Here is a 16,832-nt window from a genome sequence, read left to right as displayed (position 1 = left end):
CACCCTTGCCCGATCCGCCTTCCCCTGCGTAAAGCCCATGGAAACGGGAGAGCGCCAGTGTCCGAAACCACCGACCAATTTTCCGAGCGCGAGGCGCTGCTGTTCCATTCCGAAGGGCGTCCGGGCAAGATCGAGATCATCGCGTCCAAGCCGATGGCGACGCAGCGCGACCTGGCGCTCGCCTATTCCCCCGGCGTCGCGGTGCCGGTGAAGGCGATCCACGAGGACCCCGCCTGCGCGTACGACTATACTGCCAAGGGCAACCTCGTCGCGGTCATCTCGAACGGCACCGCGATCCTCGGTCTCGGCAACCTCGGCGCGCTGGCGTCCAAGCCGGTGATGGAGGGGAAGGCGGTCCTGTTCAAACGCTTCGCCGACGTCGATTCGATCGACATCGAGCTGAAGACCGAGGATGTCGACCGCTTCATCGACGCGGTCGAGCTGATGGAGCCGAGCTTCGGCGGCATCAACCTCGAAGACATCAAGTCGCCCGAATGCTTCATCATCGAGCAGACGCTGCGCGAACGGATGAACATTCCGGTCTTCCATGACGACCAGCACGGCACCGCGATCATCTGCGCCGCCGGCCTTATCAACGCCTGCCTGCTGACCAAGCGCAAGCTGTCCGAGGTCAAAGTCGTGGTGAACGGCGCGGGCGCCGCCGCCATCGCCTGCACCGAATTGATGAAGGCGATGGGCGTCGCCCACGACAACGTCATCATGTGCGACCGCACCGGCGTGATCTATCAGGGGCGCGACGACGTGAACCAGTGGCAGTCGGCCCATGCCGCCGCCACCGACCGCCGCACCCTGACCGAGGCGCTGCACGGCGCCGACGTGTTCCTCGGCCTCTCGGCCGCAGGCGCCTTGAAGCCCGAAATGGTCAAGGACATGGCCCCGTCGCCGATCATCTTCGCGATGGCGAACCCCGAACCCGAAATCCGCCCCGAACTGGCCAAGGCCGCGCGCCCCGACGCGATCGTCGCCACCGGGCGTTCGGACTATCCGAACCAGGTCAACAACGTCATCGGCTTCCCCTTCATCTTTCGCGGCGCGCTCGACGTGCGCGCGACCGGCATCAACGACGCGATGAAGATCGCCGCCGCCACCGCCATCGCCGAACTGGCGCGGCAACGTGTGCCGGAGGAAGTCGCGCTCGCCTATGGCACGCAGCACAGCTTCGGCCCCGACTATATTATCCCCGCGCCGTTCGACCCGCGCCTGATGGAACTGGTGCCGTCCGCCGTCGCCAAGGCGGCGATGGATTCGGGCGTCGCCACCCGTCCGATCCTCGACATGGACGCCTATCGCCAGCAGCTGCGCGCGCGCCTGAACCCGACCACCTCGGTCCTGACCATGGCCTATGAGGGCGCCCGCGCGCATCCCAAGCGTGTGCTGTTCGCGGAGGGTGAAGAGGAAGTCGTGCTGCGCGCCGCCATCGCCTTCAAGGAAGGCGGCTATGGCATTCCGGTGCTGGTCGGCCGCGACGACGTGCATGACCGCCTGCGCGCGCTGGGCGTCGCGAACCCGGAGGATTACGAAGTCCACAACAGCCGCACCAGCGAGATGGTGCCGCAGATGGTCGACTTCCTCTACGAACGGCTGCAGCGGCGCGGCTACCTGAAGCGCGACGCCGAGCGCCTGATCAACCAGGATCGCAACACCTTCGGTGCGGTGCTGCTGCAGCTGGGCGTCGCCGATGCGATGATTACCGGCATCACCCGCACCTATGCGCAGACGTTCCGTGACGTGCGCCGCGTGATCGATCCGGTCGATGGAAAGGTGCCGTTCGGCATCCACCTGCTGGTGGGACAGAGCCACACCGTGTTCATGTCGGACACGACGATCAACGAGCGGCCGAGCGCCGATGAACTGGCCGACATCGCCGAACGCACCGCCGCCGTCGCCCGTCGGATGGGCCACGAACCGCGCGTCGCGTTCCTCAGCTACTCGACCTTCGGCAATCCGTCGGGCCAGTGGATCGATAACGTCCGCGACGGCGTGGCGGCGCTCGACAAGCGGCAGGTCGGCTTCGAATATGAAGGCGAAATGGCCCCCGACGTCGCGCTCAACCCGCGTCAGATGGCAAATTTCCCCTTCGCCCGCCTGTCGGGGCCGGCCAACGTCCTCATCATGCCGGGGCTGCAATCGGCCAACATCTCGGCCAAGCTGCTGCGCGAACTGGGCGGCGACGACGTGATCGGCCCGATGCTGATCGGCATGGAAAAGCCGGTGCAGATCGCGCCGATGACCTCAACCGCGAACGAACTGGTGACGCTCGCCGTGCTGGCGGCAGGCGGCATGGTGGGGTGAACGGGGCAGGGGCGCTTGCCGTTAGGGAGCGTCCCTGCCAGATCGTTCGTCATCCCCGCGAAGGCGGGGATCCATATACGCAACGGAAGTGATTCCAGCGCTGACGTCAGCGTATATGGATTCCCGCCTTCGCGGGAATGACGAAGTGACCTTCAAAACTCCTTGATCAACCGCACGCCTCCCACCGGCCGCGCGCGTGCGCCGCGCTGCTTGTCGACCCCGGTGCCGATCTGGACGTTCACCTTCTGCGCCAACGGCGCATGGAATTGCGGGATCACCGCGACCCCGCCATCGCGGTGCGACTTGTAGTTGACCTCGACCCCGGCGATCCGGTCCCGCCTCAGGTCGTAAAAGGTCGAATGGTTGACCAGCAGCCCGGCGTCGCTCTCCGACTGGCCCAGCCGCACATCGCCGACGCCGACCATCGTCATCGTGCTGATCCGTTCATTGTGCCGACGCCCCAGCATATAGAGCAGCGCCTGCGACGTCCGCCCGGTCTCGCGCTCGTAAATGCCCAGATATTGCAGCCCGTGGACGGCACGCCCCCGATCGAACGTGCCGATCGTCGCCTGCGCGCCCATCTTCAGTTCGGCCAGCCGGGTGCCTTCGAACGGCAATTCGAACTCCAGCGCGAAGCCGTCGGCAACGGCATATTCCACCTCCGGCGCCCATTCGACCGCGCGCTCCTGTCCCGACAGCGGCGACAGCGCGAGGACGTTGGTTTCCAACTCGCCCTTTCGCGCGCCCATCGGGCGGACCATGTCGAACACCATCGGTTCGGGAATGTCCGGATAATCGGCCACGTCGCGTGCAGCGGCAGGAACGGCGCCGACGATCGTCAGCATCAAGGCGGCGTAACGGACAATAACCATCGATAGGACAGACCTTTTTTGTGCAGGTGCGTTGTACGGTTCGTGCAGCGGGGGTCAAAGTGCGGCGAAATGGCAGCAGCACTTTGAACGCGGCGATTTACGTTGGAGCAATGGAGGCGGTGATGACGACGGCCATGGTGATCGGCGCGAACGGCGGGATCGGTGCGGCTTTGATCTCCGCCCTCGCCGCATCGAACCGCTACACCCGCATCACCGCCGCCGCGCGCTGCGAACCCGCCACGCTTCCGGCCGGCGTCGAATACCTCCCGATCGACATCGCCGACCCTGCCTCGATCGAAGCCGCCGCCGCCTGCATCGACACGCCGCTCACCCGCGTCATCGTCGCCACCGGTATCCTGCACGACGACAGCGGCGGCCCCGAACGATCCTTGCGCGACCTCGATGCCGATCGCCTCGCGCACCTGTTCGCGATCAATACGATCGGCCCGGCGCTGGCTCTGAAGCACTTCGCGCCGCTGTTGGCAAAGGACGCACCGTCCGCCATCGCCTGCATCTCCGCGCGCGTCGGCAGCATTGCCGACAACCGGCTGGGCGGCTGGTACGGCTATCGCGCGTCGAAGGCGGCACTCAACCAGATCGTCTGCACCGCCGCGATCGAACTCGCGCGGACCCGACCACGGGCGGTATGCGTCGCGCTCCATCCCGGCACGGTCGACACGTCCTTAAGCAAGCCGTTCCAGCGCGGCGTGCCGGCGGAAAAGCTGTTCGCTCCGGCGTATAGCGCCGAACGCCTGCTGGCGGTGCTGGATGGCCTGACCCCGGCGCAGAGCGGCCGCATCTTCGCATGGGACGGCGCCGAGATCGTCCCCTGACTTTCCTACACCATGCGGCGCTGGCAGGGTCGAGGCCGCTCTTTCCCATCGTCCGGCACCCCGTCCGCGCAGCCTGTGTTCGCCGGACGATCGATGACGCGCAAACCGTGCGCGAGTGTGAACTTAGTGAACTTTGGCGGTTGGAACGCGGTAAAGGAAACCCTCCGTCAAACCTGGGCGGACCTGGCTATCGCCTGACCCGCCGGGAAGATACATCGCCCCTTGCGTCTGCCGCAGCCGCTCCATCTCGGCTCGTACCCCCGCGCAGGCGGGGGGCCAGGAGTACCACCCGCTACCGTTGGTCAGCCCGGCTCTGGACCCCAGCCTGCGCGGGGGTACGGTAAACCTCACGGGGTACGGATATCTGACAATACCGTACGACCGCCCGATCCCGCGTCACGTCACAAACCGCGCACGAGTGTGAACTTCGTGAACTTTGGCGGCTCAACCGTCGATCGATCCACCCAGCGACGCGTTGACCAGCCCGCCGTCGACGGTGATCGTTTCCCCGACCACATAGTCGCCGGCCCGCGCCGCGAGATAGATCGCCGCCGCCGCCATATCCTCGTCCACGCCGATCCGCCCCGCCGGAATCCGCTTCGCCACGCCGTCGCCATGGTCGCGCGCCGCCTTGTTCATCTCACTGGCAAAGGCGCCCGGCGCGATCGAGGTGACATGGATCGCGTCCTGTACCAGCCGCGCCGCCATTCGCCGCGTCAGGTGGATCAGCGCCGCCTTCGACGCCTGATAGCTGTAGGTTTCCCACGGATTGACACGCTGGCCATCGATCGAGGTGATGTTGATGACCTTGGCGGGCCGTGTGCGCGATGCGGCGGCCTTCAGCATCGGGTGCAGCGCCTGCGTCAGGAAGAAGGGCGATTTGACGTTCAGGTCCATCACCTTGTCCCACCCGCTTTCGGGGAACTCCTCGAACGGCTGCCCCCATGCCGCGCCGGCATTGTTGACGAGGATGTCGAGCCGGTCGGTATGGCTGGCCAGCCGATCTGCCAGCGCGCGGCACCCCTCTACGCTCGATACGTCCTGCGGCAGGGCGGTCGCGCCGATTTCCTCGGCCGTGGCGATACAGGCGTCGGCCTTGCGCGCCGATACGAACACCCGCGCCCCCTGCGCGACGAAGCCGGCGGCGATCATCCGCCCGATGCCGCGCGACCCGCCGGTAATCAGTGCGGTGCGCCCGTCGAGCCGGAACAGGCTGTTGGTGTCCATTGCATCGTCTCCTGCAAACCCGATGTTCGAAAAGACATCGTTGCGGGGTGAATAGCTGATACCGAAGAAACAAAAAAGGGGCGCATTCGTCTGTCTTGTATCGATTGTCCGCTTCTGTAAGCTCTTTACAAGCGCAACCGGGGAGGAGCCTGTGGAAAGCAAGATGTTCGCGGGCCACGCCGTCCGTCGCCTGCGCCGGGGGCAGGCACTGACCCAGGCGGCGATGGCCGAGGCGCTGGGGATTTCCGCCAGCTATCTGAACCTGATCGAACGCAACCAGCGACCATTGACCGCGACGCTGCTGGTGGCGCTGGCCGAACGCTACGGCTTCGACGCGCGCACGCTGGCGGCCAGCGAACCCGGCGGCGGTGCGGAGGGGCTGCGCCGCCGGCTGGCCGACCCGATGTTCGCCGACCTGTCGCTCGACCGCGCCGACATCGCCGAATGGCTGTCCGCCGCGCCGGGCGGGGCGGAGGCGTTCGCTCGCGCCTTCGACCGGCTGGGCGGTGGCGGGGCGGGGGCACCGGCCACGACCGATCCGTCGGCCGAGGCGCGCGCGACGATCGAACGCTGGCGCAACCATTTCCCCGACCTCGATGCGCAGGCGGAGGCGCTGGCCGACGAGCTGCGGCTGGCCGGGGGCGATCCGACAGCGGCGATGGCCGATCGGCTGCGGGTCCGCCACCACCTCTCGGTCCGGCTGCTGCCGGTGGAGGTGATGCCCGACCGGCTGCATCGCACCGACCTGCACGCGCGGCAGTTGCAACTGTCCGAACGGCTCGATCCCGCCTCGCGCACCTTCGCGCTCGCCCGTGCGCTGGGCCATGCCGAGGCGCGGGCCGAAGTCGATGCCGTGGTGCGTGGCGCGGGCCTGTCGGACCGGACCGCCGAGCAATGGCTCCGCCGCCACCTGCACGGCTATTTCGCCGCCGCCGTCATGATGCCCTATGCCCGGTTCCTGCGCGCGTGCGAGGCGACCGGCTATGACCTTGCGCTGCTCGGCCGGCGGTTCGGGGCGGGGTATGAACATGTCGCCCACCGGCTGACCACGCTGCACCGGGTCGGCGCCCGCGGGCTATCCTTCTGCCTGCTCCGGCTCGACCGGGCGGGGCAGGTGTCGAAGCGCTTTGCCGGGGCTAGCCAGTCGCCGCTGGTCGAAGGGGCCCCCTGTCCGCTGCTCGGCGCGTTCGATGCGTTCGCCCGCGGTGGGGAGACGATCGTGCAGCTGGTCGAGCCGGAGGGCGGCGGGCGCTGGCTGACCCAGTCGCGCACCGTCACCCCGCCCGGCGCACTGGCGGGGGAGGTGCGCGCGCGCTTCGTCATGATGCTGGGCGTCGCCGCCGATCAGGCCGGGGCCTTGGGCGCCGCACGCGGGCTGGACCTGTCGGCGGGAGGGGTGCCGGTGGGGCCGGGCTGTCGCGCCTGCACCCGCGGCGACTGTCCGCAGCGCTCCGCCCCGCCCAACGCCCGCGCCATGCGGCTGGACGATCGCGAAGGCGGGCTGACCCCCTTCGCCTTTGCCGGCGACTGATCGGAGCGATAGGGTGCCGTTACCTCTCCCTTAACCCTGTCGTGGCAGGACGTTGGTATGCGAGTCCTACACATCCTCGACCATGGCCTGCCGCTGCATAGCGGCTACACCTTCCGCACGCGCGCGATCCTGACCGCGCAGATGGCGCGCGGGTGGCAGGTCGCGGCGGTCACCGGCGCGCGGCAGGGTGTGACGAAGGTCCCGCGCGAAACCGTCGACGGGATCGATTTCCACCGCACCGTGCCGCCGCGTGCGTTACCGGCGCCACTGGGCGAACTGGCGGAAATCCACGCTTTCGCCGCATCGATCGACCGGGTGGTGGACGAATTTCGGCCCGACATCCTCCACGCCCATTCGCCGGTACTGGATGCCCTCGCCGCTCTGCGCGTCGCCCGGCGCCGGGACCTGCCGCTGGTCTATGAGATCCGCGCCTTCTGGGAGGATGCGGCGGTCGGCAACGGCACGGGGACCGAAGGTTCCGCCCGCTACCGCGCGACTCGTGCGCTGGAGACATGGGCGGTGCGCCGCGCCGATGGTGTCGCGGTGATTTGCGAAGGGTTGCGCCGCGATCTGGTGGCGCGGGGCATCGATCCGGCCAAGATCATGGTGTCGCCCAACGGCGTCGACCTGACCCTGTTCGGCGATCCGCCCCCGCCCGACACCGCGCTCGCCGCCGAATTGGGCCTCGCGGGCATGGAGGTGCTGGGCTTCATCGGCAGCTTCTATGACTATGAAGGCCTCGACACGCTGATCGCGGCGATGCCGGCGCTGGTCGCGGCACGGCCGAATGTGCGGTTGTTGATGGTCGGCGGAGGCCCGATGGAGGCGGCCCTGCGGGCACAGGCAGCGGCGTCGAGCGTCGCCCACGCCATCCACTTCATCGGCCGCGTGCCCCATCATGAGGTCGAGCGCTATTACGGGCTGGTCGACCTGCTGGTCTATCCGCGCAAAGCGATGCGGCTGACCGATCTGGTCACGCCGCTCAAGCCCCTGGAGGCCATGGCGCAGCGCCGGCTGGTCGCCGCCTCCGATGTCGGCGGCCACCGCGAATTGATCCGCGACGGCGACACCGGCACGCTGTTCCCGCCCGACGATCCCGCTGCGCTGGCGCCGCGGGTCGCCGCGCTGCTGGCCGACCAGTCGGGATGGGAGGCGATGCGCGACCGGGGCCGTGCCTTTGTCGAGGCGGAGCGTAACTGGGCATCGAACGTCGCGCGCTATCAGCCGCTGTACCAGCGCCTGATCGGTGCCCGACGGAGCGGTGCGATGCTCGGCAATGCATCGATGGTGGACGCATGAACCGCTCGCTGCCCACCATGGTCGCGGGCGCGTCCGGGCTGATCGTGGCCATCGCGATCGCCGTCGTGCCGATGTGGCGGATCGAGACGGTCGTGTCCGGCACCGGATTACCTGCGCTGTTGCCGATTGCTGCCCCGCCGCTCGGCTGGACCGCGCGCGCGGCGCTGATGCTGGTCACGGCGCTGGCTGTCGCGGTGCCGGTCTGGATCGCGCTGACCCTGCTCGCCGTTCGCCGCCCGGTCGCGCTGCCCGCTGCCGACGCGGTGGTCGAGGAAGCACCACCCAGCGTCCGCCGCGCCGACGCCCATCCCGACGCCCCGCCACGCCCGCCGGTGCGCGCCGCGCGCGACCTGGGAATGCCGTTCCTCGATCCCGTGGCGCCGGGGGAGGCGGAGGTCACCCTGCCGCGCGACCTCGACACGCCGATGGCGATGTTCGATCCGGCGGCGCTGCCGATGGTGCCCGCGGCACCGCCCCCCACGGTACGCCCGCTCTTCCGTCCCGTGACAGCCGACCCGGAAGCGATCGCCGCGGACGAACCGGCACCGGAACCGCCGGTCGAGCCGCCGGTCGAACCGGTCGCCGATCCGGCACCGACGGCGGCGGGCCTGTCCGACCTGATCGACCGGCTCGACCGGGGTTTGCAGCGTCGGCGCAACGACCGCCCCGAAAAGCCCGAAGCGACCGCAGAAGTCGCCAATCCGGGCCTCGCCTCCGCACTTGGCGCACTGCGCCGGATGGCGGGGGGCGAGTAGGACGTCAGCGTTCCTCGACGGTCAGCACCTCGATCGTCGCCATCGATCCAGCGGGTCCGGCCGTGCCGCCCGTCACGATTAGGTCGGCGACCAGATGTCCGCGCAGCGGCAACTCAGCGTCGGGCAGGGCGGTTAGCCATGGCGCGAATCCGGCATCGTCGCTCCGCAGGGTCAGCTGATGCCGCGCGCCGTTGAAGGTCGCGCTGGCCCATGGGGTCCACGCCGATTCGGAAATGGCGATCGACACCCCCGCCGCCTCTGCCGCGATGCGCAACCGCCGTTCCAGCAGGGCCGTGGCGTCCGGCCCCCGGCTCATTCCGGCCGCTCCTGTCCGTCGATATAGGCTTCGATCCGGGCGATCAGCGGCGGGCGCGGCTGCCGTCCGTTGCGCAGGTCGCCGACCAGCCGCGGATCGCCCGCCGCCCGCCGTCCGAACAGCGTTTCGGGCATTCCCGTTTCCTGCAGATGCCGGCTGATCCGCTGCAATATGGTGTGCATCCATAACCTCCCGCCTACTCCTTCGACTCAAGAATGTTCTTGATCTGTTCTTTGAAATCCAACATGTCTAGGAAAATTCCTAAAGGGAGCGCGGCGATGGAATTGGACGATGTGCGTGCGACGATCGCGCGTCTGGCGACCGAGCGGGGGGCCAGCCTGTCGGAACTGTCGCGCCTGCTGGGGCGCAATCCCGCCTATATGCAGCAATATATCGAACGCGGTTCGCCCCGGCGCCTGTCGGAAGGGGACCGGGCGACGCTCGCGCGCTATCTGGGCGTGGCGGAGGCGGTGCTGGGCGGACCAGTCGTGCGCGAGATGGTCGCGGTGCGGCGGATTGATGCGCTGGCGTCGGCGGGGCCGGGCGGATTGGTGGAGGAAGATCGCGGCGACGGCGCGATGCGGATCGACGCCGCGCTGCTGCGTCAGTTGCGGGTACGGCCGGGGCAGGGGGCGGTGATCGCCGTCGCGGGCGATTCGATGCTGCCGACGCTGGCCGATGGCGACACCATCCTGGTCGATGGCGGCGACCGGCGTGGGGTGTCGGGCGCGATCCATGTCGTGCGCCATGACGGGGTGCTGCTGGTCAAGCGGCTGGCACGGATGCCGGGCGGGGTCGAACTGGTCAGCGACAATCCCGCCTATCCGCCGATCGCGATCGACGGCACCCCGGACATTGTCGGCCGGGTGGTCTGGCTGTCGCGCGCGCTATAGCGGGATCAGGGGATGGGCCGATCCCGACGCCAGATGACGATGGCGATGGCGATGCCCAGCGCCAGTCCGATCAGCAGGCCCATCGTCGCCTCGCCGAACACCGCGCCGACGATCGCGCCGCCCATCACGCCCAGCGCGATCGGCATCCCGCCGGCTTTCGGCGTATGGGGTGGTCTGTTCATTCCCGTCGCTTGCCATAGTCGGCGGCGGCGCGCCACTCCCGTCCCGCCTGTATCGCATCGGGACACCGGTTCGTGCCGATCCGGGATTGCGCTGTTCCCGTTAACGATCGAAGACGGCGGGGAAGGCGGTCGGTTCGGTTCCGGCACGATCCATGAACCACGGGATGCCATGCTCGAACCTGCCATGCTGCCACCGTACATCGCCGACCTGTCCGATCTGGCAAAGGCGCATGAACTGATGGCCGAATATGGTCCGGTCGCGGCGGACGAGGCCGCCGCCCGTGCCGGCAAGGCGCGTGACCGCGACAATATCGTGCAATTCTGCCGCTGGCGTCAGGTCGCCCGACTGGTCACGCTGCTGGAACACCCCGCCGCCTGGGGTACGATTCACTGACCTTCACGGCGGGTTTGTGCTTGTTGCGATCGAGGACAAACCCTAGGACGGCGCGATGTCGAGCTGCCGGCTAGCCGTGCTGTTGAGCGCCGGATGGCTCGCTTTTGCGGGTCCGATGGCGGTTGCGCAGACGGCACCGGCTGCGCCGGAAACGCCGCTTGATCCGGGGGCTCCGCTGGCTGACCTGCCCGACATCGGCGTCGCCTGGCCCGACCTGTCGACCGCGCCGACCGACCCGGCGCTTGCCACCGGGTTGCAGCGCACCGGCGGCGAGTTCCGCTACAATTATCGCATCACCGGCATCGACAGCATCAACAACGACCTGTTCCGACAGCGCTTCAACGAGTTGTCGACATTGCGCGCCAACGAAGGCGACCCGTCGAACGCCGCCCAGATCGATCGCCGCGCGCGCGAGGATGCACGGCTGCTCGACGAACTGCTGCGCAACGAAGGGTATTTCGACGCCCGCATCACCACCAGCGTCCGGCCCGAAGGCGACCGGCTGATCGTGTATCTGGAGGTGGAGCCGGGCCAGCTGTACCGCTTTGCGCAGGTCCGCACGCCCGGCATCGCCGCTGCGGGAGACAAGGCGGCCGACCTGCGCTCGGCATTCGACCTGACGCCCGAGGCACCGGTACAGGGCGACAGTGTGGTCGCGGCGCAGGGCAAGCTGGCAACGACGATCGGGCGCGAGGGCTTTCCCTTTGCCAAGGTCGGCGAGCCACAGATCACCGTCGACCACGCCACCCGCACCGCGACGATCGAGGTCGATGTGCAGCCGGGTGGCGAGCGGCGCTTCGGCCGGATCGTGGCACGGCCCAATCGCGTCTTCGATGGTGACCATGCACAGGATATCGCCCGGTTCAAGCCAGGCGAAACCTATGATTCGGCCATGGTCGACGATCTGCGCCGCGCGATCGTGCAGACCAGCCTGGTGTCGCAGGTCCGCCTGACCCCGGTCGAGGGACAGGCGCCGGGCACCGTCGACCTCGACCTCGCAATGGAACCTGCGCCGCCGCGCACGATCGCGGGCGAGATCGGCTATGGCACCGGAGAAGGCGCGCGGGTCGAGGCCAGCTGGACCCACCGCAACCTGTTCCCGCCCGAAGGCGCGCTGACGCTGCGCGGCGTCCTCGGCACCCGCGAACAGGTGGCGGCGGTGACTTTCCGCCGCAACAATTTCCATAGCCGCGACCGGGTGCTGACCGCGCAGATGGCGGTGACGCATCTGGTCCGCAACGCGTTCGAAGCGAACACGCTGTCGCTGTCGGGTGGGCTGGAGCGGCAGACCAACATCTTCTTTCAGAAGACGTGGACCTGGGCGCTGGGCGGCGAACTGCTCGCGACCGACGAACGCGACGTGATCGTGGCGACCGGCGAACTGCGCCGTCGCACCTATTTCATCGGCGCGCTGCCCAGCAGCCTGAACTATGACGGGTCGGACGATCTGCTGAACCCGACCAAGGGGTTCCGGCTGGGCGGTCGGATCAGCCCCGAATTGTCGCTGCGCGGCGACCTGTTCGGCTATACCCGCGCACAGGTCGACGCCAGCGTGTACCGCCCGGTGACGTCGCGGGTCGTGCTGGCGGCGCGCACCCGCATCGGGTCGATCCTGGGGGCGCCGCGCGATGCCGTTGCCCCGTCGCGGCGCTTCTATGCCGGGGGCGGCGCGTCGGTACGTGGCTATGGTTTCCAGGATATCGGCCCGCGCGATCCCAACAACGCGCCGATCGGCGGGCGCAGCCTTGCCGAATTTTCGCTGGAGGCACGGGTCAAGGCGTTTGGCAATTTCGGCGTCGTGCCGTTCCTCGACACCGGCAACATCTATACCTCCACGATGCCGCGCTTCTCGGGGCTGCGCTACGGCGCCGGGATCGGTGTGCGCTATTACAGTAACTTCGGCCCGATCCGCGTCGATGTCGGCACGCCGATCAACCCGCAACGTGGCGATCCGCGCGTCGCGGTCTATGTCTCGCTGGGGCAGGCATTTTGACCGACGAACCTGTCGCAGCGCCGCCGCCGGTCGTGGTGAAGCGCCGTATCGGCTGGGGCCGGCGGCTGCTGCAGCTGGTACTGGCGATCGTCGTGCTGATCGCCGGTGCGCTGGTGGTGATCGACACCGGCCCCGGCCACCGGCTGATCGCGAACCGCATCGCGACGATGAAGCCCGCCAACGGGCTGCGCTATCGCATCGGGCGGATCGACGGGTCGATCTACACGCGCGCGCGGCTGATCGATGTGCGGATATATGATTCCAAGGGCCTGATCCTGCGCGCGCCGCTGGCCGAACTCGATTGGCGGCCATGGGAATTCCTGTCGAACCGGCTGTCGATTAACAGCCTGACCATTCCGCGTGCGATCCTCGCCAAGCTGCCGCAGCCGACGCCGACCGGACGCAAGACGCCGATCCTGCCGAGCTTCGACATTCGTATCGGCCGGTTGAGCGTCGAGCGGCTCGAGCTGGCCAAGGCGGTCACCGGCACGCCGCGGATCGGCAAGCTGGCCGGGCAGGCGGATGTCCGCTCGGGCCGGGCGCTGGTCGACCTCGCGCTCGACGTCGCCGCCAGCGACCGGCTGCGCCTGCGGCTCGATGCCGAACCGGATCGCGACCGCTTCGATATCGACCTGCGCGCGCGGGGCGTGAGCGACGGACTGCTCGCCACCGCCAGCGGCATCCGCCGGCCCCTGGCGGTCGAGGTGTCGGGCGACGGGCGCTGGTCGGCATGGGACGGGCGGGCGGTGGCGGACGCCGGCCGTGCGCGGATCATCGACCTGACGCTCGGCGTGCGCGCCGGGCGCTATATGCTGGGCGGCACGCTCGCCCCGTCGTCGTTGCTGCAGGGCAAGCTCCAGCGGCTGACCGCGCCGCAGGTCCGCGTGACGGGCAGCGCGACCTTTGCCGATCGCCGGATCGATGGCGTGCTGGCCCTGCGCAGCGCGGCGCTGGCGATGGAGGCGCAGGGGGTCGTCGATCTCGGCACCAGCGCCTTCCGCGACCTGCGGCTGCGCGCGCGGTTGCTGCGCCCGGCGGCGATGTTCCCGAACATGACCGGGCGCGACATCGAACTGCGCGCGATCCTCGACGGCGCGTTTTCGACCGCGCGGTTCGATTATCGCCTGCGCGCAAGCCGGCTGGCGTTCGACCAGACCGGGTTCGAACAGGTGGTTGCCGCGGGGCAGGGGCGCTTTTCGAAGGCGCCGGTGATCGTGCCAATCCGGCTCGCCGCGGCACGCGTCACCGGGGTCGGCGATGTCGCGGGCGGCATCCTGCGCAACTTGTCGGTGACGGGCAAGCTGGCGGTCGATGCGAAGACGCTGGTCGGCAACGATCTGATCGTGCGGTCGGACAAGCTGAACGGTCGGATCATGCTGACGCTCGACCTGGCCACCGGCCGGTACGAGGTCGGGATCAGCGGCGCGCTGCAACGCTATCTGATCCCCGGCCTCGGGCTGGTCGATGTCCAGACCCGGTTGACCGCCGTCCCCATTCCGGGCGGCGGCACGCGGATCGTCGGGCGCGGCATGGCGCAGGTCCGCCGACTCGACAACGGCTTCTTCCGGTCGCTGACGCAGGGGCTGCCGCGAATCGAAACCGGACTGGAGCGGGGCAGGGACGGCATACTCTATCTGCGCGGGCTGCGGCTGACCTCGCCCGGCCTGACGCTCAGCGGCAACGGCTATCGCCGGCGCGACGGCACCTTCCATTTCGAAGGAAGCGGACGTCAGACGACTTACGGCCCGGTCCAGTTGATCCTCGACGGCAACATCTCCAAACCGACGCTGGACCTGCGCTTCGCGTCACCCAACGCGACGCTGGGCCTCGCCGATGTGGTCGCGCACCTTGATCCGACGGCAGAGGGCTTCGCCTATCGCGCTACCGGTGGCTCGCGGCTCGGCCCGTTCACCGCCGATGGCCGCATCCTGTTGCCGAGCGGCGGCACCGCCCGCGTCGCGGTCGACGAACTGGAAGTCAGCGGCACCCGCGCCACCGGCGGCGTCGATATCGTCGAGGATGGATTTCTCGGACGGCTGAACGTCGATGGCGGTGGCATCGCCGGCACGATCGATTTCGCCCCACAGGGCAGCGACCAGCGGATCGACATCGCCCTCGAAGCGACCCGCGCGCGCCTGGGCGTCGCCGGGTCGGTGCGGCGGGCACGGCTGGAGGCGGGCATCGTGCTGGCGGATGGAGGCACCACGCTCGACGCGACGATGACCGCGCAGGGGTTCCGGCGCGGCAAGTTGTCGATCGCGCGGCTGGCGGGCAGTGCCAGGCTGGTCGATGGCGTCGGCGAAGTCCGCGCCGCCATCGCCGGGTCGCGCGGCCGTGCCTTCTCGATCCAGAGCGTGACGCAGGTCACTGCCGACGAATATCGCATCAGCGCGGAGGGTACGCTCGACCGCCGGCCGCTGAAGCTGGAAACCCCGGCGGTGATCCGGCGCGAGGGGGATGGCTGGCGCCTGGCGCCGACGCAGTTCAGCTTTGCCGGCGGCACCGCGACGGTCGGCGGCGCGGTGGGGGCGGATAGCACCGAACTGGCGCTCGACGTCACGCGGATGCCGCTCGCCGTCCTCGACATCGGCTATCCGGGGCTGGGGTTGAGCGGCAGCGCGTCGGGCAAGATCGCCTTTGCCACGCGCGGGTCGACGCCCAGCGGGCGGGTCGACCTGACCATTCGCGGCCTCAGCCGGTCCGGGCTGGTGGTATCGTCGACCCCGATCGATGTCGGCGTGGCAGCGGTCCTGGACGCGAACCGCGCCGGCGTGCGCGCGGTGATGGCCAGCGGCGGCAAGACGATTGGCCGGGCGCAGGCGCGCCTGTCGCCCTTGGGGGAAGGCGACCTCGCCACCCGGCTGAACAACGCACCGTTGTTCGCGCAGCTGCGCTATGGCGGTCCGGCCGATACGCTGTGGCGGTTGACCGGGATCGAGCTGTTCGACCTGTCCGGCCCGGTTTCGGTCGGAGCCGACGTTACCGGCCGCCTCGCCGATCCGCGCATCCGCGGGGTGGTCCGCTCCAGCGGCGCCCGCATCGAAAGCGCGATCACCGGCACCGTGCTGACCGGCGTCGAAGCACAGGGCCGGTTCGACGGATCGCGGCTGGTGATCGATCGCTTCGCGGCGAACGACGGCCGGCAGGGGCGGGTGACGGGCACCGGTGCGTTCGAATTCGCCGCGGTGCGCGGCTTCGGCATCGACCTGTCGCTCAACGCCGATCGCGCCCGCCTCATCAACACCGATTCGATCGGCGCCACCGTCACCGGTCCGATCCGGGTGCGCAGCGACGGCGCGGGCGGCATGATTTCGGGCGAAGTGCGGATGGATGGCAGCCGCTATCGCTTGGGCCGGGCGACCGCCACCGCGCCGATCCCGCGCCTCAACATCCGCGAAATCAACCGCCCCGATGGCGATGACGAAGCGAGCGCGGCGGTCGTCCCGTGGAAGCTCGACCTGAAGGCCCGCGCGCCGGGCGGCCTGATCGTCACCGGCCTCGGCCTCACCAGCGAATGGTCCGCCGACCTGGCGATCACTGGCGAGCCGACCAGTCCGATCATCAACGGCCGCGCCGACCTGATCCGCGGCGATTATGAATTTGCCGGTCGCGAGTTCCGGGTCGATCGCGGCGCGCTGCGCTTCAATGGCGAAAGCCCGGCGGACCCTGCGCTCGACATCGTCGCCAATGCCGACACGCAGGGGCTGAACGCCACCATCCGCGTTGCCGGTACCGCGACCCGGCCGGAGATCAGTTTCCAGAGCGTGCCGGCATTGCCCGAGGACGAATTGTTGTCGCGGCTGCTGTTCGGCACTTCGATCACCAACCTGTCCGCGCCGGAGGCGTTGCAGCTGGCCGCCGCCGTCGCCGCGCTGCAGAATGGCGAGGGCGGGCTGAACCCGATCAACGCGGTGCGCCGTGCCGCCGGGCTGGACCGCCTGCGCATCCTGCCTGCCGATCCGCAGACGGGGCAGGGCACCTCGGTCGCCGCCGGCAAATATCTGACGCGGCGCTTCTATGCGGAAATCGTGACCGACGGGCAGGGCTATTCCGCCACCCGTATCGAGTTTCAGGTCACACGCTGGCTGTCGCTGCTCGCCTCCATTTCCACCATCGGCCGGCAAAGCACCAACGTCCGCATTTCCCGCGATTATTGACCCGGCAGTCGAACCGGTAGCGCAACGATTGGCCGGGCGGTTCGTAGTATCTGCGAATCACCGGAGA

At 68.9% G+C, this 16,832-nt stretch carries 14 protein-coding genes; 9 read left to right on the top strand and 5 right to left on the bottom strand.

All coding sequences use genetic code 11. From position 1 onward, the window contains the following. The first annotated feature begins 57 nt into the window (after positions 1-57). The gene (locus QZ755_RS09225; protein WP_294322116.1) at positions 58-2,313 is read left to right on the top strand and encodes an NADP-dependent malic enzyme; all 2,256 of its coding nucleotides are present in this window, start codon (positions 58-60) and stop codon (positions 2,311-2,313) included. A 152-nt stretch (positions 2,314-2,465) separates the two neighbouring features. On the opposite strand, the gene QZ755_RS09220 is transcribed toward QZ755_RS09225, so the two are convergent. Further along, entirely contained in the window at positions 2,466-3,185 is a 720-nt protein-coding gene (locus tag QZ755_RS09220) for a hypothetical protein (RefSeq protein WP_294322114.1), read from the bottom strand. 122 nt (positions 3,186-3,307) lie between these two features. Here QZ755_RS09220 and QZ755_RS09215 point away from each other — a divergent pair, with 122 nt between their 5' ends. Beyond that, complete coding sequence (locus tag QZ755_RS09215; protein ID WP_294322113.1) at positions 3,308-4,018, top strand: SDR family NAD(P)-dependent oxidoreductase; 711 nt, start codon at positions 3,308-3,310, stop codon at positions 4,016-4,018. 444 nt (positions 4,019-4,462) lie between these two features. On the opposite strand, the gene QZ755_RS09210 is transcribed toward QZ755_RS09215, so the two are convergent. Beyond that, positions 4,463-5,245 carry an SDR family oxidoreductase gene (locus tag QZ755_RS09210; RefSeq protein ID WP_294322111.1) on the bottom strand — a complete coding sequence of 261 codons (783 nt, stop codon included), beginning with the start codon at positions 5,243-5,245 and terminating at the stop codon, positions 4,463-4,465. A 163-nt stretch (positions 5,246-5,408) separates the two neighbouring features. On the opposite strand from QZ755_RS09210, the gene QZ755_RS09205 reads away from it, so the two are divergent. Genes QZ755_RS09205 through QZ755_RS09195 form a run of 3 tightly spaced genes read left to right on the top strand, consistent with a single transcriptional unit; the run spans position 5,409 to position 8,830 of the window. Further along, the gene (locus tag QZ755_RS09205; protein ID WP_294322109.1) at positions 5,409-6,776 is read left to right on the top strand and encodes a short-chain fatty acyl-CoA regulator family protein; all 1,368 of its coding nucleotides are present in this window, start codon (positions 5,409-5,411) and stop codon (positions 6,774-6,776) included. Positions 6,777-6,833: 57 nt separating this feature from the next. Next, positions 6,834-8,075, top strand: a complete 1,242-nt coding sequence (locus tag QZ755_RS09200; RefSeq protein ID WP_294322107.1) for a TIGR04063 family PEP-CTERM/XrtA system glycosyltransferase — start codon at positions 6,834-6,836, stop codon at positions 8,073-8,075. Further along, the gene (locus tag QZ755_RS09195; protein ID WP_294322105.1) at positions 8,072-8,830 is read left to right on the top strand and encodes a hypothetical protein; all 759 of its coding nucleotides are present in this window, start codon (positions 8,072-8,074) and stop codon (positions 8,828-8,830) included. Before QZ755_RS09200 ends, QZ755_RS09195 begins: the two co-directional genes overlap by 4 nt. 4 nt (positions 8,831-8,834) lie before the next feature. On the opposite strand, the gene QZ755_RS09190 is transcribed toward QZ755_RS09195, so the two are convergent. Next, positions 8,835-9,146, bottom strand: a complete 312-nt coding sequence (locus QZ755_RS09190; RefSeq protein WP_294322103.1) for a hypothetical protein — start codon at positions 9,144-9,146, stop codon at positions 8,835-8,837. Further along, on the bottom strand, positions 9,143-9,328 hold the full coding sequence (locus tag QZ755_RS09185) for a hypothetical protein (RefSeq protein ID WP_294322101.1): 186 nt from the start codon (positions 9,326-9,328) through the stop codon (positions 9,143-9,145). Before QZ755_RS09185 ends, QZ755_RS09190 begins: the two co-directional genes overlap by 4 nt. 96 nt (positions 9,329-9,424) lie before the next feature. Between QZ755_RS09185 and QZ755_RS09180 the strand changes: the two genes are divergently transcribed. Beyond that, positions 9,425-10,039: a S24 family peptidase gene (locus tag QZ755_RS09180; RefSeq protein WP_294322100.1), complete on the top strand. Its 615-nt coding sequence runs from the start codon at positions 9,425-9,427 to the stop codon at positions 10,037-10,039. Between the two features lie 5 nt (positions 10,040-10,044). Here the strand turns inward: QZ755_RS09180 and QZ755_RS09175 are convergent, their stop codons facing one another. Further along, positions 10,045-10,185 (bottom strand): hypothetical protein, encoded by a 141-nt coding sequence (locus QZ755_RS09175; protein WP_294322098.1) that lies wholly within the window; start codon positions 10,183-10,185, stop codon positions 10,045-10,047. A gap of 205 nt (positions 10,186-10,390) precedes the next feature. On the opposite strand from QZ755_RS09175, the gene QZ755_RS09170 reads away from it, so the two are divergent. The 3 genes from QZ755_RS09170 to QZ755_RS09160 all read left to right on the top strand — a co-directional run bounded on the left by QZ755_RS09170 (position 10,391) and on the right by QZ755_RS09160 (position 16,765). Beyond that, positions 10,391-10,615, top strand: a complete 225-nt coding sequence (locus tag QZ755_RS09170; RefSeq protein WP_294322096.1) for a hypothetical protein — start codon at positions 10,391-10,393, stop codon at positions 10,613-10,615. 115 nt (positions 10,616-10,730) lie between these two features. Next, complete coding sequence (locus tag QZ755_RS09165; protein ID WP_294322129.1) at positions 10,731-12,608, top strand: BamA/TamA family outer membrane protein; 1,878 nt, start codon at positions 10,731-10,733, stop codon at positions 12,606-12,608. Then, entirely contained in the window at positions 12,605-16,765 is a 4,161-nt protein-coding gene (locus tag QZ755_RS09160; protein WP_294322094.1) for a translocation/assembly module TamB domain-containing protein, read from the top strand. The genes QZ755_RS09165 and QZ755_RS09160 overlap by 4 nt, the downstream gene beginning before the upstream one ends. The last annotated feature ends 67 nt before the right edge of the window (positions 16,766-16,832 follow it).

Origin of the sequence: uncultured Sphingomonas sp. (assembly GCF_913776855.1) — a bacterium.
Taxonomy (GTDB): domain Bacteria; phylum Pseudomonadota; class Alphaproteobacteria; order Sphingomonadales; family Sphingomonadaceae; genus Sphingomonas.
Note: the sequence above shows the minus strand (reverse complement) of the source record. Positions and strands in the feature narration are given on the sequence as shown.

Bases quoted from the DNA above. Each gene is read 5' to 3' on its own strand.
- QZ755_RS09165 (WP_294322129.1), top strand. From the start codon at position 10,731: ATGGCGGTTGCGCAGACGGCACCGGCTGCGCCGGAAACGCCGCTTGAT.
- QZ755_RS09185 (WP_294322101.1), bottom strand. From the start codon at position 9,328: ATGCACACCATATTGCAGCGGATCAGCCGGCATCTGCAGGAAACGGGA.
- QZ755_RS09180 (WP_294322100.1), top strand. From the start codon at position 9,425: ATGGAATTGGACGATGTGCGTGCGACGATCGCGCGTCTGGCGACCGAG.
- QZ755_RS09170 (WP_294322096.1), top strand. From the start codon at position 10,391: ATGCTCGAACCTGCCATGCTGCCACCGTACATCGCCGACCTGTCCGAT.
- QZ755_RS09175 (WP_294322098.1), bottom strand. From the start codon at position 10,185: ATGCCGATCGCGCTGGGCGTGATGGGCGGCGCGATCGTCGGCGCGGTG.
- QZ755_RS09200 (WP_294322107.1), top strand. From the start codon at position 6,834: ATGCGAGTCCTACACATCCTCGACCATGGCCTGCCGCTGCATAGCGGC.
- QZ755_RS09215 (WP_294322113.1), top strand. From the start codon at position 3,308: ATGACGACGGCCATGGTGATCGGCGCGAACGGCGGGATCGGTGCGGCT.
- QZ755_RS09220 (WP_294322114.1), bottom strand. From the start codon at position 3,185: ATGGTTATTGTCCGTTACGCCGCCTTGATGCTGACGATCGTCGGCGCC.
- QZ755_RS09205 (WP_294322109.1), top strand. From the start codon at position 5,409: ATGTTCGCGGGCCACGCCGTCCGTCGCCTGCGCCGGGGGCAGGCACTG.
- QZ755_RS09190 (WP_294322103.1), bottom strand. From the start codon at position 9,146: ATGAGCCGGGGGCCGGACGCCACGGCCCTGCTGGAACGGCGGTTGCGC.
- QZ755_RS09210 (WP_294322111.1), bottom strand. From the start codon at position 5,245: ATGGACACCAACAGCCTGTTCCGGCTCGACGGGCGCACCGCACTGATT.
- QZ755_RS09195 (WP_294322105.1), top strand. From the start codon at position 8,072: ATGAACCGCTCGCTGCCCACCATGGTCGCGGGCGCGTCCGGGCTGATC.